The following is a 13704-nucleotide window of genomic DNA, read 5'->3' on the forward strand; positions in this document are numbered from 1 at the left end:
CGGCCTGATCAGGCGGCGTGGCTTTCAGTGTTCGGAATGACTTCGATTCCGTCGATGAACTTTACACCGGCGATGACTTTCGGCAACTGGTTCGTGCTCTTCAATCGCCGCCAGGTCTTCGATGCGGCGTCGATGAGCTTGAACACCATCAGCTTCGCAGTTTGTTGCGACAGCGATCCCTTGGTCCGCACCGTTCGGTGGCGCACCGTGGCGAAGACGCTCTCGATCGGGTTCGAGCTGCGTAGGTGGATCCAGTGCTCAGCAGGGAAGTCGAAGAAGGCGAGCAGCGCATGGCGATCCTTGATCAGGCACTCCACCGCACGTCCGTATTTGACGTGGTATTTCTCGACGAAGACGTCGATCGCGGTTTCAGCTTCGGCCCGGTGTGGGGCCAGATAGATGTTCCGCAGGTCGTTCTTCATGGGGCCCTGCACGGATTTGGCGACCTTGTCGAGTACGTTGCTCACTTTATGGCACCAGCATCGTTGGTGCCGCGTGCCGGGAAAGGCCTCGTCCAGTGCCTTCCAGAAGCCGAGGGCGCCGTCGCCGATGGCGAGTTGCGGGGCAATCCGTAACCCGCGTTGCCGCAGGTCGATCAGGAGTTCGCGCCAGCTCTGCGCGCTCTCGCGCACGCCGACCTGGAAGCCGATCAGCTCCTTCTTGCCTTCCGGCGTGGTGCCAATCAGCACCAGCATGCATTCGCTGTGATCTTCCATGCGGGCCTGCAGGTACACGCCATCGGCCCAGATGTAGACATAGCGACGCGCCGACAGATCGCGTCTCTGCCAGCGTTCGTACTCGACCTGCCAATCGGCCTTCAGGCCGGCGATCACCGAAGGCGACAGGTTCGGCGCATCCTTGCCGAGCAGCGCCGAGAGCGCCTCCTGGAAGTCGCCGGTCGAGATGCCGCGCAAATAGAGGACCGGGATCAAGGCATCCAGGCTCTTCGTCCGCCGCGCCCATAGCGGCAGGATTGCCGAACTGAAGCGGAGGCGGTCGCCTGGCCCGCTCGCTCCGCGGTCGCGGACCTTGGGACGAGCGACCTCCACCGGACCGATGCCGGTCGCAATCTCGCGCACCGGACCGTGCCCATGTCGGACCAGGCGCGCTCGACCGTCGGGCAGCGTCAGATTGGCCGTGCTGGCCAGAAACGCGCCAACCTCGATCTCGATCGCCCTGGCAAGCAGGTCCCGCGCGCCGGCACGAACGATATCGGTCAGTGGATCATCAACCGCGGACGGCTGACGGAAAGCAAGAACATTGGTAGTCTCGGTCATGGCGTATCGCTCTCCTCGAGAGGTTCTGGCAGGCTCGTCACCCGCCTCGATACGCCGCCTTCCTCACACCGTCATCACCCAGATTCCGCCATAGCTCTGTCGCATGGAAGGACGGCGCGGCGATGAAGCCCTACGTCGATAAAGCACCGTCGCCGGCCATCCGCCGCGCGATGAGCGAGCATTATTTTCATCACCCTCTCGCGAAGATTGCGGCGCAAGCGGAGCGGGAGGCGACTGCCGTTTCAGCATGACCGCGATCAGCCCCGTCTATTTTCATCCCTACCGGGACTTCGTGCCAAAGATGGTTACGCTAGAGTTCCAATTCACTTCGACCACAGTGGCATAATAAATAAAATATATTATATTACAATGGCTTAGACTACAATGACGTATATCCAGCCGCTTAGACGTGGCCTTCCATCTGCTTCACTTCTTAAATGCGGTAGGCCTTGCAGCAAAAATAAGGTCGTAGGCAATCAACGCCGCGGCGGTCGCCGCGAACGGGACCAATGTGCAAGACCCGTCCAAGGAGCACGCTTGTGTCGGTTTTGCTGCCTAGCCTATAAGTTGTACGAGCGGCGGCCACACCTTCCTAGGAGCCAATTCTCGTGGTCTAACCCAAGTCGAGGCTTAAGTTCGTTCCGCCATGATCCACACCTCACGCGTAGACCTGACCGAGCGGGGCATCCTGTTGCCGCATGATCGCGTGGGCATGGTGATCGCCCAACCCCATCTGACATTGACACAGCAGGAGCCGTATAGGACCCCCCTTGCCGGCAAGCTCGAACTTCTGAGGAACCTGACCGCGACACTGGCTGTCTCGCGGACCGCGCCGCATCACGCCGAGAAAACGCACTTCACGATCTTCCCGGAATACAGCATCCCCGGCCTGGATGGGATCGACCTGATCGACGCGGCGCTCGCGGACCAGCAGTGGCCGACGGGAACGATCGTCATCGGCGGGGTGGATGCGCTCTCGAAGGCCGATTTCGAAAATCTGGCGGGTCGCGCGGGTAACCGACGAGGCGCGTGATAGCTTCCGGCGCGTCGATGAACGCATAGGGATTGAAGAACTGGCGGCGCCACAGGAAATTCCGGTCGACCTCGCTGAGCGTGGCCTCGTCGCATACCTGCGTCCAGCGTTCCTTGATGGTCTTGATTTGCGCGGTCGCGATAAGGATCGCCTCCCCCTCATTAAGCAGGAACGAGGGCGCGGCTTTCAGGCAAAGTGCGATCTGGCTCGCACGCTCCTGCCCCATGATGAGCATGGCCTGCGATGCCTCCCCACCCGTGCGGTTCTGCGGACAGACATCGTAGGCGGGCGTGAGCGTAAGCTCCGTACCATTCCAGAACGCAGCATGGTTTCGAGCGTGATCATCGGTGTTGCCGGACAGGATATTGAACACGAGCCTGCCGAAAAGCTCCTTCAACGTTTCCTTCGGTGACGTGAAACGATGACGGATCGCGGTGGCAAGCTGTTCGTAGCTCGCATAGCGGGCCATCATTTCGTCGAGCTCCAGCAGCGTGAGCGCCGAGACCATGGCTTTGCGGCGCCAGCCTTCCGGGGCTTTTTCACGGTCGAAGCGCTCGATGAGCAGCACGTCCTTTCCGGCGGCGCGCTTGAGGGCCACGGGCGCGGCGGTGAGACCGACGAGGGACGCGAGGCGCATGGCGACGAATTCGGCTTTCACCACGCCAAAGAGGTCGTTCTGGGACGAGAACTTCGCCACGAATTTCTTGTTGCCGGACGTAATCATGGCCTTTGGCCGCGCGCCGCCGATGGAGCTCCCGTGGAGAAGCGCACGGTCGAGTTCGGCCGTCAGCGGCACGCCTTGTTCAACCAGCGTGGCGGCGTTCAGGAGTTCATCGAGCGACACTTCCGCGCTCTCGCGCGGTACATAGTTCGACGCCGACGCCTGAAAATCGAGCGCGCCGATACGGTCCGATCCGGACTCCAGGAGATAGGTCAGTTCGTCAAGGCTGCCGGGGTCGACATCTTTTCCGCCTGAGCCGAATTTGCGGTTGATGATGATGCGGCGGCCCCACGCGTCGGGTGCCGCGTCGCGAATACAGCTGGGCATGTTGAGCCCGTTCAGGAGCGGAAGGACGCCGGTCTTGAGCGGCAATTCCGGCTCATAAAGCGGGATGGCATTGTTGCGGCGAAGATAGCTCTGCCCGTAATTGTAGACGAGTTGCTTCCCGCTCACGGACAAGAGACCCGCGACGACAGGTTGCGTGCTGTCCGGCAGCCAAACCCATACATAGGCTTGGGTATGTTTTTGCTCAGAAGTCATCGTCGGGCTCGGTTCGGTGGCTGCGGATTGCTTTGGGAAGTAAGGCCATCACTTCGCGGCTGGATTCGACGTCGCGCGACAGCGTCACCTGGCCTGCATCGAACAGGCGCACGCCGACAATCGCCGCGGCCTCGAACACGGCGCCAATGGTGCAACCGGGGTCACCCGCCTCGATGCGTTGCATGAGGCCACGCGAGACCCCAGCGCGTTCCGCCAAGGCAGCCACCGTCATGCGGCGGTCAATGCGTCCCCGGCGGATGAGCTGCCCCAGCCGGATCGCGGCATCCGCAGCATAGGGCGAGACAGGGCGGTTGGTCTTGGGCACGTCTGATCCATAAATAGGCCATAAGTAGCCTTGTGATCTATTTATAGACCAAAACGGAACCGACGTCAAGTATACGATCTATAAATAGATCATTTAAGCCTTTGTGACCTATTTATAGCTCACTTAGCACGCCTTTCCTCTCACAAAGGGGCGCTTCACGTGTAAAAAGCCAATTGATCGAGGGTAAGCAGGGCCTGAAGCGCCCGCACCATCGTATAGGTTTCAGGTGCTGCCGCACCGTGACCGACGGCATGGCGCGAGCTGGCATTGCCGGTCCGAGCCGGGGGGGCGAAGTCAGCAAAGGTATGCGATCTCAAATAATGAGCGAAAGCGGCCGGGAACAAGAGTGTATCCGGGTGCCCCGCCTTTGCCTCCGCCGACGCGACCGCGAATTCCAGCAGCTTCTTGATCCGCGCGCCCTTCCCATAAACCTTGCGATAGGCGTCACCCAAAATTCCTTCGATCTCAGTCAAGGCAATTTTCAGCACGGGCACGGCGTCGCCTTCCGCGAAGGATTTCAGCGCCGAGCGCAAAAGCCGTTCCTTGCCGGCAAAATGCGCCTTCGCCATCCACCGGCTGAACATCCGCTCGATCCGCTCAGAGTCGAACTTCGCAAGGATCTTCGCTTCCACTTCATCGAGCTCAAATCCGGCTTCGCTGAACTTTAGGAGCTCCCCAAATTCGGGACCGAGAATTTCTACGAATGGAAACCAGCCCGCGGCGATGAGCCGTGAAAACACGGCCTGGTCGGCGATCGCATCGTAAAGGTCTCGGTACTTCAGCCTGCGATGCAGCGTGCCAAGGTCGCGCTGCATTTCCTCTACGGAAAAATCGGCATCAGGGTTGAAATCGAAGAACAAGCCAAAGCGCCAGCCTTCGCGAAACATGCAGACGACACGATCTTCCTGGCCGATCGGGACAAGAGGGAAACCCATGCCGATAACGTCGGCAATATCCTGCTCGAACACCACCGCCCCGGCGACCATGTCTCGCTTGGTCATGATCTGAAGCGCAACCGCTGCCGTATCGAGCCACAAGTCGCCCGTGTCATCCGGATGCACGACGAGGAGCACGACGTCGGCGCGCTTAAGGTTGACGGCTCCTCCGGACTGCCGCGCGATGTGCTCGATGTGATTACACAGGCCCTCCGCTACGCGGTGAAAGAACTTGTCATCCGAAGTGAGACTCAGCCTTGTGTAGACCTTGATGGCATCCCCTCCGCGGGCTGTTTCCGCGGACACGCCGTGCAGCTGGAGGCCGGACAGCTTTATAGGATCGGCGATGTTTCGTGCCATGATCCCGGGTGGGCGAGGCTGGTCCTGTTCGGGCGGGGATTCGATCATCGCGCTACTGTACCACGAACCGCATCGACCCTTGAGCCTATGGCTCAAAGATAGAGATTCCCGGCACGGCCACATCACCATCGTGGATAAAAGCGACGCTCTGATAGGCACGGGTAATACCGACATAGACCTCGTCTGCCGACCCGGCAACGTGCTCCGGCTTGCCTGTGCGGAGCCATTTGGTGATCCCTCCGTAAGGAATGATCAGGACGCGCTCGAAACCTAGGCCTTTCACCATGCCAAAGTTCTCGGCCGGGAGACCGGCGCCAAATCGCCGGTCGAGCCGAAGTACCTGTGGCTGGTACTGCCTCCGGTATTCCTCGACGTGGATCGTCCGCACCACGAAGACCCCGTCGTGTGCGGTTTGGCTCTCATTCTTCGATTGAGCTTTGGGGAGATCGGGAAAAATGAGGTCCGCCACATCACAGATCGGTTGGATGCAACGGCGGCTTTGCGGAGCTATGGCTGATTTTGGGTGACGCGGCCTGATCAGGCGGCGTGGCTTTCAGTGTTCGGAATGACTTCGATTCCGTCGATGAACTTTACACCGGCGATGACTTTCGGCAACTGGTTCCTGCTCTTCAATCGCCGCCAGGTCTTCGATGCGGCGTCGATGAGCTTGAACACCATCAGCTTCGCAGTTTGTTGCGACAGCGATCCCTTGGTCCGCACCGTTCGGTGGCGCACCGTGGCGAAGACGCTCTCGATCGGGTTCGAGCTGCGTAGGTGGATCCAGTGCTCAGCAGGGAAGTCGAAGAAGGCGAGCAGCGCATGGCGATCCTTGATCAGGCACTCCACCGCACGTCCGTATTTGACGTGGTATTTCTCGACGAAGACGTCGATCGCGGTTTCAGCTTCGGCCCGGTGTGGGGCCAGATAGATGTTCCGCAGGTCGTTCTTCATGGGGCCCTGCACGGATTTGGCGACCTTGTCGAGTACGTTGCTCACTTTATGGCACCAGCATCGTTGGTGCCGCGTGCCGGGAAAGGCCTCGTCCAGTGCCTTCCAGAAGCCGAGGGCGCCGTCGCCGATGGCGAGTTGCGGGGCAATCCGTAACCCGCGTTGCCGCAGGTCGATCAGGAGTTCGCGCCAGCTCTGCGCGCTCTCGCGCACGCCGACCTGGAAGCCGATCAGCTCCTTCTTGCCTTCCGGCGTGGTGCCAATCAGCACCAGCATGCATTCGCTGTGATCTTCCATGCGGGCCTGCAGGTACACGCCATCGGCCCAGATGTAGACATAGCGACGCGCCGACAGATCGCGTCTCTGCCAGCGTTCGTACTCGACCTGCCAATCGGCCTTCAGGCCGGCGATCACCGAAGGCGACAGGTTCGGCGCATCCTTGCCGAGCAGCGCCGAGAGCGCCTCCTGGAAGTCGCCGGTCGAGATGCCGCGCAAATAGAGGACCGGGATCAAGGCATCCAGGCTCTTCGTCCGCCGCGCCCATAGCGGCAGGATTGCCGAACTGAAGCGGAGGCGGTCGCCTGGCCCGCTCGCTCCGCGGTCGCGGACCTTGGGACGAGCGACCTCCACCGGACCGATGCCGGTCGCAATCTCGCGCACCGGACCGTGCCCATGTCGGACCAGGCGCGCTCGACCGTCGGGCAGCGTCAGATTGGCCGTGCTGGCCAGAAACGCGCCAACCTCGATCTCGATCGCCCTGGCAAGCAGGTCCCGCGCGCCGGCACGAACGATATCGGTCAGTGGATCATCAACCGCGGACGGCTGACGGAAAGCAAGAACATTGGTAGTCTCGGTCATGGCGTATCGCTCTCCTCGAGAGGTTCTGGCAGGCTCGTCACCCGCCTCGATACGCCGCCTTCCTCACACCGTCATCACCCAGATTCCGCCATAGCTCGGCTTTGCGCCATGTAAGTCACTTCACACAGCCCAGCTTTCTTCCAGGCTTCGGCCTTCAGAATGAAGCCGCGTCCGCAAAACTTCTTATTCTTTGTCGCGTAGCTGGTGCGGTAGGTCGACTGGCGAATATCGCCGACAAGCGACATGGCGATGGGAGAGCGGAGCAGCAGCTCAAGGACATCGATGTCAAATCCGGCAAGGTCCTGCACTTCATCAACGAAGATGTGGGCAAACATATCGTTCAACCGGCGAATGACCTTCCCATCGCTCGCCTCGTTACACAGCAAGGCAAAATCGCCAAGGCGATCGGAGTAGGCCTGGTTCTCACGGTCGCAATAATACCGGGCGACATCTGCCTTCGGGACATAGGTCCGGGTGGCGCCCTTGGCGAAATGAACGCCCCCGACCCGCTCTTGATGAACGCAACCTTGATAAGGGCGCACCATCTCGTGAAGGACGAAGGTGTACCACGGATAGACCGTGATCTCCGGCGGCACGCATCCGTTTAGCTCGATCAGCTTGCGCCTGATCTCCTCCACGTTCTTGAGCGTGAACGTAGTAATCGCAACTTTACGCGGACGCATCGAAAGCGCCTGCGTCACGACTTCCGTTGTTTTGCCCGCGCCGGCGGACGCAAAGACAATCTTATTCGACGGCGGCATTGATATAGCCGGGGAACGTTATCGCCTCCGTCGTGTCTTAAATCTTAAGGGCGACGTCGGTCTTGTTGGCGGGCTTCGTCATGTATTCGGTCAGCGCATCTGGGTCGTCGTAGTCGGTGCCGAGCACGCTGTTCAGGCGCTCAAGGCTATTGGCCTTGAGCATCTGGGGCTCAAGCGTTGGGAACGCCTCGTCATCATCATAACGGACGTTTATCTTACCATCCGCAGGGTAATCGGCGTATTTGGCTTTCAACGCTTCAACGTCGCCGTCGTTGTCCGTAACCACGTCGGTCTTGATACCGAGAAGTTTCGCGATTTCGAGAAACCGTTTGAACGCCAGCCCTTTCACCGAGATCACGTCGACGCCCTTTTCGAGAGGGCTTACGCCGTGCTTTGCGATGAAGGCTTTCTGAACAACAAGCTCATCCGACGGGCCTTCGACAAGTATGCTTCTGCTGCTCAACAGCAGCCGAAGCGTGTCGTGACCGGGCAGCTTCTTGAAGTACTCGTAGGTGTCCGCAGTCAGTGCATCGAGCCTCATCGAGGCGCCATCCCTGAACAGAATGACGTTGTTGATGCCGAGCTTGTTGAGGACAAAGCTTGAATGCGTCGTGATGATGAGCTGGCGGGCGCCCGCCTTCTTCGTTATCGCATTGATGAGACCGTGCAAGCGGGAAAAGGAAAGATGGTTCTCAGGCTCTTCGATAAGGAAGACGTTCGCATCGGAGCTATTCTCAAGCGCCAGCTTGATCTTGACGGCGTTCTGTTCGCCCTTGCCAACGAGGGTGATGGGAACATCATCGAGGCTCGGCATGACGGCGGTTTCCCAGCCCCCTCGCGCCGTAGGATCGAGCGTCATCGAGAGCGTCTTCTCGGAGATTTCCCCGTGCCGCTCCGCAAACTTTGCATTGATCTGCTTGATGCTGTCGTCGGCGAGAAAAATCTCCCTGAGCTTCCGATAGGCGACGGACAACTGAACCTGTTCTTTGGGCGGCAATGCCTCCCGGATGAGACCGGTCACATAGCGGTTCGCACCCGTGATCGTGGTAATGCGGCTGGCATCCACGATGACGGGAGATAGCGGAATTTGACGCGGCAAGACGGATTTCCGCGCGAAGGACTGACATACCGCCTGATAATACTCAACCGGGATCGAGCGAACGTCGTCGCGCTTGGCAATGTATTGCTCGTAGGCGTCCTTGTACGCATCGTTGAATTCGATCGAATAGATAATGCCCGGGAGATCCCCCGGCTTCTCCGAATGGTTATCGCCCCTGAACTCGGCGAGCTCCGGAATATCGCTAAAGAACAGCTCGATCGTGATTGCCGGAAGAGTTGCGGGCTTTCCGCCATGCAGCGCCGCAAGGTAGTTGCGTGTTGCCTGCACCGAAAAAAGAAACGGGTGCAACTCCTGGGCAAGAGGCCGTCCGTTCAAGGAGCCCGTCAACGCTAGGCTTACGGCTTCGAGGAGCGTTGATTTTCCGGCTTCGTTGTCGCCGACGAGAATGTTCAGGCCGTCACGGAATTCAATATCGCAATGTGCAAGTGATCTATAATTTCTGATCTTCGCTTTCGTGATGTGCATGCGAATCGCCAATTCCTCACATAGTGGGGCTGGCCGAGATTGTAGCAGGAGGAGCGGTCTTGCAACCGGGGAGCGAATATGAAGTCGATGGTCAACGAGAATAACATCGCGGTCGCTCGACAAGAGACAGCCCATAGAGCCACAGCCAAGAATTTTCGTAATTTCAACGACTTACACCAACGTCAAGCACTGTATAAACGAGCGTCGTTTGCTCGACAAATCGCGCCGCTTTGGTGATGCTGTCCCCCGTGCTTTGATCGCGGCGAGCCCATACCCCGACAGAAGCGAATTGCGATGTATGCAAAGAACCTGGCCCGTATTCTCGGACTACAGCTTCAGAACAGCGACGTGTCACACAGCGCGCCGCAGGAAATGGATCAGCGATTTGAGTCCTTGCGTCGATACGGCCGGCTGCCGCGCGGACGGGAGCGGCGCGAGGAGAAGTTGTCTCCACAGCATATTGCCGCTGCCGTATTCGGCCTTATCCCGTTGCATCCGGGATGGGCCGGGCATGTGGCCACCGTGCTTAATGGGCTACGCCCGGTCGGGGGAGCCGATGCGTCATTCTTCCAAGCGGAAACCATTAGTGACGTTGTCGTCATGCTTCTGGCAAATGAAGAAGCCCGAAAGAGCTTCATCCGTATGAGGCTGACCGTCGCCGAGACTGGCATCAACAGTAATGGCGGCGCTGAAGTAACGTATCTACGCGACGGGCAAAAGCAGCGGGCACATTTCGTGCAAAAGGAAGCGGTTTCGCTGCTCTCGGCCGGGAGCGAGGTCGATTTCGATCCGGATCGCCAAATGAACGCGGCAGCAATGCGTGAAATGTCGTTTACAAATGAGTTTTTCCATCGCCTCGCGCGCGAATGTGAACTAGCCGAGCGCTTCCCTGCCCCTCCCGAAGGCGATGGCTCGGAATACGATGCCGAGGAAGTGGAGCGGGAGCGTTACCGAAAGCTCGGCGTTCGCAATAATTCTCGCTTCCTTCATATCGGCGTGGATAACCAGGTCACGTGGCCAAAGGAGGAGCAGCTTATCACGTTCGACCAATACTAGTTGGTCCTCATGCCGAAGACGAAGGAGCACGTGCAATCGGTGCACATCGACCTTGCAGCCAATCGGGTTGATGAGCGAACCGCCATGACGGTCATCAATCGCTTCCTGAGCGTGATGGTATGGTGCGACGACAATTTTGCGATCGCCGGGTTTGGGTGGTCGGGAAATCCCGTCCCGGTTCCGGTGACCAAGCGCGACCTCGCCTTCACAACGGCACACCATTACATCTTCGACCGGAAGATCCCGGGTTCCGAGGAAGCACGGCGCGCGCTCGCGCTGTTCCGGGAGGCGCGCAACGCCCAGCAGAACGGCTTCGTGAGCTATGCCGTGCTGAACTATTACAAGATCATCGAAATCCGGAATCACGGCAAGGAAGCGGCGCGTAAATGGTTTCTTGCCAATTTCGAGGCCTTGCGCGCCACGTCCACGAAGAACGACGATATCAGCCGTTTCCTCGCACTGTGCGGCAGCGAACCGCCGCACAAATACATTCACGATTCCTGCCGTATTGCAGTAGCGCATGCAGGTAAGCACTCAAAGTCCGATCCCGATGATGCTCACGAGATCGTTCGCTTGCACACGGCCGCCCGCGTCATGCACCTGCTGGCAAGGCGGTTCATAGAGGCGGAATTTGCGATTTCGGATGTGATGTACTCGGGAGGATAAATCGGAAGAACGGATCGACCGGGAACGAACAGCGACGTATGCGATGCGAGGTCGCATCGAACACGCGGTGACGAGGCAACGCACCCTGCCCCACGCGCCGAAACGGATGCGACCGGCGTCCAGGCTTCCTAACGTTCGAATTCTGCGATAATGGTTGGCGCGTGTGAGCAGCACAAGTCAGGAATGTTCGATGGCAGGATGGATGGTCACCGTTGCGATCATGAAAGCCGATGGCGGGGTCGGCCATGAGATGTACGCCGTTGCGATTGAAGATCCCGCGCAGGCCATCGATGCTGCCCTGAAGTTTTCCGCAGGCTGCGCGGCAGTGGTCAACGGCTCGATGGACGGTGGCGCGGTGGAAGCCGCCGGTTTGAGAACAGGCGAGGTATCGAGAATCCTCGACGACCAATGCGACCCCATACTAGGACGAGCTACACGGCACTAGAAATGTCGCGTGTGCCTGCGCCCATCGCGCCGTCGAGCCAGCTCTCGTTTCCAGAGGTTCTATGACAACCCGAGGGAACGAAGCAGCCGGGGCCCATAGTTGTTGACCGCATGACCGGCTTGCCTTGCACAGGCAATCGCTTGCGGCAGGTCTTTGTCGGTCCCGATCCCCCACGCTTTCACATAGGCGAGGTCGGCGTTCAACATACGGCTAACCGGCCCATGCAGATCGGTCTGCTGCGCGATCTGCACACCGTACTTCAACAGCTTTGCGCCAGCCGCGATCGAGGCCGCATCGCGCTGCGGTGCGTTGAGCATCACGTAAGAGGCTTCTTTGCAGAACAGGCACATTGCTTTCGGGGATGCGGATGTCGCTAGCCCGTCTTATTCGCGAGAGGGCGCCTGAGAGGCTGGCGAGCGTGGTGTAAAGCGCTGATGCGGCGTAGGATTCGGTTGCGAAGCCACCCCATCACCTTCAACCGCGAACGCCACGCCCGCCATGACCGATGATACGATTTCAGACCACTATCGAGAAGCAAGAATTCAACACAAATAAAACCTCTGCCTCGCGCTCGATCTCTTCATGCTTGATAGTCTCGTTTCGGAGGCTGAGCACCTACCGCGTCTAATAGGCCGCTCGCGCCGGTTTCTTTGGACGCGGCACGACCGCGACTCCACGTTTCGGCACAGAAATGATCGGGAGTCACTCAATCTTTCTTCAACTTAACCCGTCTTATTCGTAAGAGTGCGCCTGAGGGGTAAAGCGCTGATGCGGCGTAGGATTCGGTTGCGAAGCCAACCCCATCACCTCCAACCGCGAACGCCACGCCCGCCATGACCGACGATACGATTCCGCCCTTCTCGTTTCCAGCCGTTCACGCCAAGAAAGTCACAGCTGCCTTCGATGGTGGGCGCCTAACCTCGAACGGGGGCGTGATGCTTCTGGCGATGGCCGAGCGGCGTCTCGGTTTGGCCAACAATCTGGCCCGGGTGTTCCCGGATCGGCGCGATCCGACGCGGGTCGTGCACAGCCTGGTCGATATGTTCCGCGCTCGCATGTTCGCGATCTGCTGCGGCTACGAGGACGCCGACGACCTCGATCATCTGAGGTCCGATCCGGCATTCAAGCTGGCCTGCGGTCGCCTACCGGACACGGGCCGGGATTTGTGTTCCCAGCCGACGCTGTCGCGGCTGGAGAATGCTCCGCGCCTGCGCGACGTGATCCGGCTGACCTACACTTTGGTCGACGCATGGATGGATAGCTACCCGCGCGAGCCGGCATCCGTCACGCTCGACATCGATGATACCTGCGACGTCGTCCACGGCCATCAGCAGCTCTCGCTGTTCAACGCTCATTATGACGAACGCTGCTTCCTGCCGATCCACGTCTACGACACGGAGAAGAGCCGGCCCGTGGCCGTCGTGCTGCGGCCCGGCAAGACGCCGGGCGGCGTCGAGGTGCGTGCCCATCTGCGCCGCCTGGTACGGCATATCCGGACGCGATGGCACAACACGCAAATTACGTTCCGTGGCGACGGGCACTATGCCCGGCCGGAGGCAATGGCGTGGTGCGAGACCAACGGCATCGACTACATCTTCGGTCTGTCCGGCACCAAGCCTCTCGCCAGAAAAGTCGACGAGGTCGCCGACGACATCCGCACGCGACGCGCCATCGAGAACCTGCCGGTTCTGCGTGGCTATACCGAGACGCGCCACAAGGCAAAGTCCTGGGATCGCGAACGGCGCACTGTCGCCCGTATTGAGGCGACGATGCTCGGCCTCGACATCCGCTTCGTCGTCACCAGCCTCGATGTCGGCTCGGCCGAGTGGATCTACGACAGCCTGTATTGCGCGCGCGGCCAAGCCGAGAATCTGATCAAGCTGCATAAGACGCAGCTCGCCTCCGATCGCACCAGCTGCCGTTCGGCGCTCGCCAACCAGGTCCGTCTCGTGCTCCATACGGCCGCTTATTGGCTGATGCTGACCGTGCGCGACGCCATTCCCAAAGCCCGGGAATTGGCCGCTGCCGAGTTCGCGACGCTGCGTCTTCGGCTCTTGAAAATCGCCGCCCGTGTCGTCGAGACCACGAGCCGCATTCGCCTTGCGTTTGCCGCGGCATGTCCCGAAGCCGACCTGATCTGCGGCTTGCCCGGCGCGCTGCTGCCGCTCGGTCCTTGACCGGCGGGGCGTCCGCC

Annotated in this window: 15 protein-coding genes; 6 read left to right on the top strand and 9 right to left on the bottom strand. The window is 59.8% G+C overall.

Annotated elements, in window-relative coordinates:
• Nucleotides 1–8: 8 nt before the first annotated feature.
• Entirely contained in the window at nt 9–1277 is a 1269-nt protein-coding gene (locus tag ABIF91_RS10090; RefSeq protein WP_038952271.1) for an IS256 family transposase, read from the bottom strand.
• Nucleotides 1278–1399: 122 nt separating this feature from the next.
• Here ABIF91_RS10090 and ABIF91_RS10095 point away from each other — a divergent pair, with 122 nt between their 5' ends.
• Both ABIF91_RS10095 and ABIF91_RS10100 read left to right on the top strand, forming a co-directional pair.
• Nucleotides 1400–1528, top strand: coding sequence for a hypothetical protein (locus ABIF91_RS10095; protein ID WP_283805434.1), 129 nt, complete (start codon nt 1400–1402; stop codon nt 1526–1528).
• 395 nt (nt 1529–1923) lie between these two features.
• Nucleotides 1924–2310, top strand: a complete 387-nt coding sequence (locus ABIF91_RS10100; RefSeq protein WP_028182182.1) for a hypothetical protein — start codon at nt 1924–1926, stop codon at nt 2308–2310.
• Here the strand turns inward: ABIF91_RS10100 and ABIF91_RS10105 are convergent.
• The 7 genes from ABIF91_RS10105 to ABIF91_RS10135 all read right to left on the bottom strand — a co-directional run bounded on the left by ABIF91_RS10105 (nt 2231) and on the right by ABIF91_RS10135 (nt 9343).
• Nucleotides 2231–3571 carry a type II toxin-antitoxin system HipA family toxin gene (locus ABIF91_RS10105; protein WP_080660114.1) on the bottom strand — a complete coding sequence of 447 codons (1341 nt, stop codon included), beginning with the start codon at nt 3569–3571 and terminating at the stop codon, nt 2231–2233. The two genes, ABIF91_RS10100 and ABIF91_RS10105, sit on opposite strands and share 80 nt — an antisense overlap.
• Nucleotides 3561–3896 (bottom strand): helix-turn-helix transcriptional regulator, encoded by a 336-nt coding sequence (locus tag ABIF91_RS10110; protein WP_028182183.1) that lies wholly within the window; start codon nt 3894–3896, stop codon nt 3561–3563. The genes ABIF91_RS10105 and ABIF91_RS10110 overlap by 11 nt, the downstream gene beginning before the upstream one ends.
• A gap of 155 nt (nt 3897–4051) precedes the next feature.
• The gene (locus ABIF91_RS10115; RefSeq protein WP_424579135.1) at nt 4052–5239 is read right to left on the bottom strand and encodes a hypothetical protein; all 1188 of its coding nucleotides are present in this window, start codon (nt 5237–5239) and stop codon (nt 4052–4054) included.
• A 37-nt stretch (nt 5240–5276) separates the two neighbouring features.
• On the bottom strand, nt 5277–5660 hold the full coding sequence (locus ABIF91_RS10120) for a hypothetical protein (RefSeq protein WP_051394045.1): 384 nt from the start codon (nt 5658–5660) through the stop codon (nt 5277–5279).
• A 68-nt stretch (nt 5661–5728) separates the two neighbouring features.
• Nucleotides 5729–6997: an IS256 family transposase gene (locus ABIF91_RS10125; RefSeq protein WP_424579136.1), complete on the bottom strand. Its 1269-nt coding sequence runs from the start codon at nt 6995–6997 to the stop codon at nt 5729–5731.
• Nucleotides 6998–7071: 74 nt separating this feature from the next.
• Nucleotides 7072–7758: a UvrD-helicase domain-containing protein gene (locus tag ABIF91_RS10130; RefSeq protein ID WP_051394019.1), complete on the bottom strand. Its 687-nt coding sequence runs from the start codon at nt 7756–7758 to the stop codon at nt 7072–7074.
• 37 nt (nt 7759–7795) lie between these two features.
• A complete protein-coding gene (locus tag ABIF91_RS10135; RefSeq protein WP_424579137.1) occupies nt 7796–9343 on the bottom strand; it encodes an ATP-dependent nuclease in 1548 nt (515 codons plus the stop codon).
• 294 nt (nt 9344–9637) lie between these two features.
• Here ABIF91_RS10135 and ABIF91_RS10140 point away from each other — a divergent pair, with 294 nt between their 5' ends.
• From ABIF91_RS10140 to ABIF91_RS10150, 3 genes are all read left to right on the top strand, one after another.
• Nucleotides 9638–10399 carry a hypothetical protein gene (locus tag ABIF91_RS10140; protein WP_028181861.1) on the top strand — a complete coding sequence of 254 codons (762 nt, stop codon included), beginning with the start codon at nt 9638–9640 and terminating at the stop codon, nt 10397–10399.
• A 9-nt stretch (nt 10400–10408) separates the two neighbouring features.
• On the top strand, nt 10409–11065 hold the full coding sequence (mauJ, locus tag ABIF91_RS10145; protein ID WP_155252102.1) for a methylamine utilization protein MauJ: 657 nt from the start codon (nt 10409–10411) through the stop codon (nt 11063–11065).
• 190 nt (nt 11066–11255) lie between these two features.
• Complete coding sequence (locus ABIF91_RS10150) at nt 11256–11510, top strand: hypothetical protein (protein ID WP_155252103.1); 255 nt, start codon at nt 11256–11258, stop codon at nt 11508–11510.
• Nucleotides 11511–11569: 59 nt separating this feature from the next.
• Here ABIF91_RS10150 and ABIF91_RS10155 read toward each other — a convergent pair whose 3' ends face one another.
• Complete coding sequence (locus ABIF91_RS10155) at nt 11570–11830, bottom strand: hypothetical protein (protein ID WP_424579138.1); 261 nt, start codon at nt 11828–11830, stop codon at nt 11570–11572.
• A 513-nt stretch (nt 11831–12343) separates the two neighbouring features.
• Here ABIF91_RS10155 and ABIF91_RS10160 point away from each other — a divergent pair.
• Nucleotides 12344–13687, top strand: a complete 1344-nt coding sequence (locus ABIF91_RS10160) for an IS1380-like element ISBdi2 family transposase (RefSeq protein WP_208086440.1) — start codon at nt 12344–12346, stop codon at nt 13685–13687.
• The last annotated feature ends 17 nt before the right edge of the window (nt 13688–13704 follow it).

This window comes from Bradyrhizobium sp. USDA 241 (genome assembly GCF_049739505.1).
GTDB lineage: Bacteria > Pseudomonadota > Alphaproteobacteria > Rhizobiales > Xanthobacteraceae > Bradyrhizobium > Bradyrhizobium liaoningense.

What these genes read in the sequence shown, in the direction of transcription:
- ABIF91_RS10090 (WP_038952271.1), bottom strand. Translation starts at nt 1,277, where the DNA reads ATGACCGAGACTACCAATGTTCTTGCTTTCCGTCAGCCGTCCGCGGTT.
- ABIF91_RS10095 (WP_283805434.1), top strand. Translation starts at nt 1,400, where the DNA reads ATGAAGCCCTACGTCGATAAAGCACCGTCGCCGGCCATCCGCCGCGCG.
- ABIF91_RS10100 (WP_028182182.1), top strand. Translation starts at nt 1,924, where the DNA reads ATGATCCACACCTCACGCGTAGACCTGACCGAGCGGGGCATCCTGTTG.
- ABIF91_RS10105 (WP_080660114.1), bottom strand. Translation starts at nt 3,571, where the DNA reads ATGACTTCTGAGCAAAAACATACCCAAGCCTATGTATGGGTTTGGCTG.
- ABIF91_RS10115 (WP_424579135.1), bottom strand. Translation starts at nt 5,239, where the DNA reads ATGATCGAATCCCCGCCCGAACAGGACCAGCCTCGCCCACCCGGGATC.
- ABIF91_RS10125 (WP_424579136.1), bottom strand. Translation starts at nt 6,997, where the DNA reads ATGACCGAGACTACCAATGTTCTTGCTTTCCGTCAGCCGTCCGCGGTT.
- ABIF91_RS10130 (WP_051394019.1), bottom strand. Translation starts at nt 7,758, where the DNA reads ATGCCGCCGTCGAATAAGATTGTCTTTGCGTCCGCCGGCGCGGGCAAA.
- ABIF91_RS10135 (WP_424579137.1), bottom strand. Translation starts at nt 9,343, where the DNA reads ATGCACATCACGAAAGCGAAGATCAGAAATTATAGATCACTTGCACAT.
- ABIF91_RS10140 (WP_028181861.1), top strand. Translation starts at nt 9,638, where the DNA reads ATGTATGCAAAGAACCTGGCCCGTATTCTCGGACTACAGCTTCAGAAC.
- mauJ (WP_155252102.1), top strand. Translation starts at nt 10,409, where the DNA reads ATGCCGAAGACGAAGGAGCACGTGCAATCGGTGCACATCGACCTTGCA.
- ABIF91_RS10150 (WP_155252103.1), top strand. Translation starts at nt 11,256, where the DNA reads ATGGCAGGATGGATGGTCACCGTTGCGATCATGAAAGCCGATGGCGGG.
- ABIF91_RS10160 (WP_208086440.1), top strand. Translation starts at nt 12,344, where the DNA reads ATGACCGACGATACGATTCCGCCCTTCTCGTTTCCAGCCGTTCACGCC.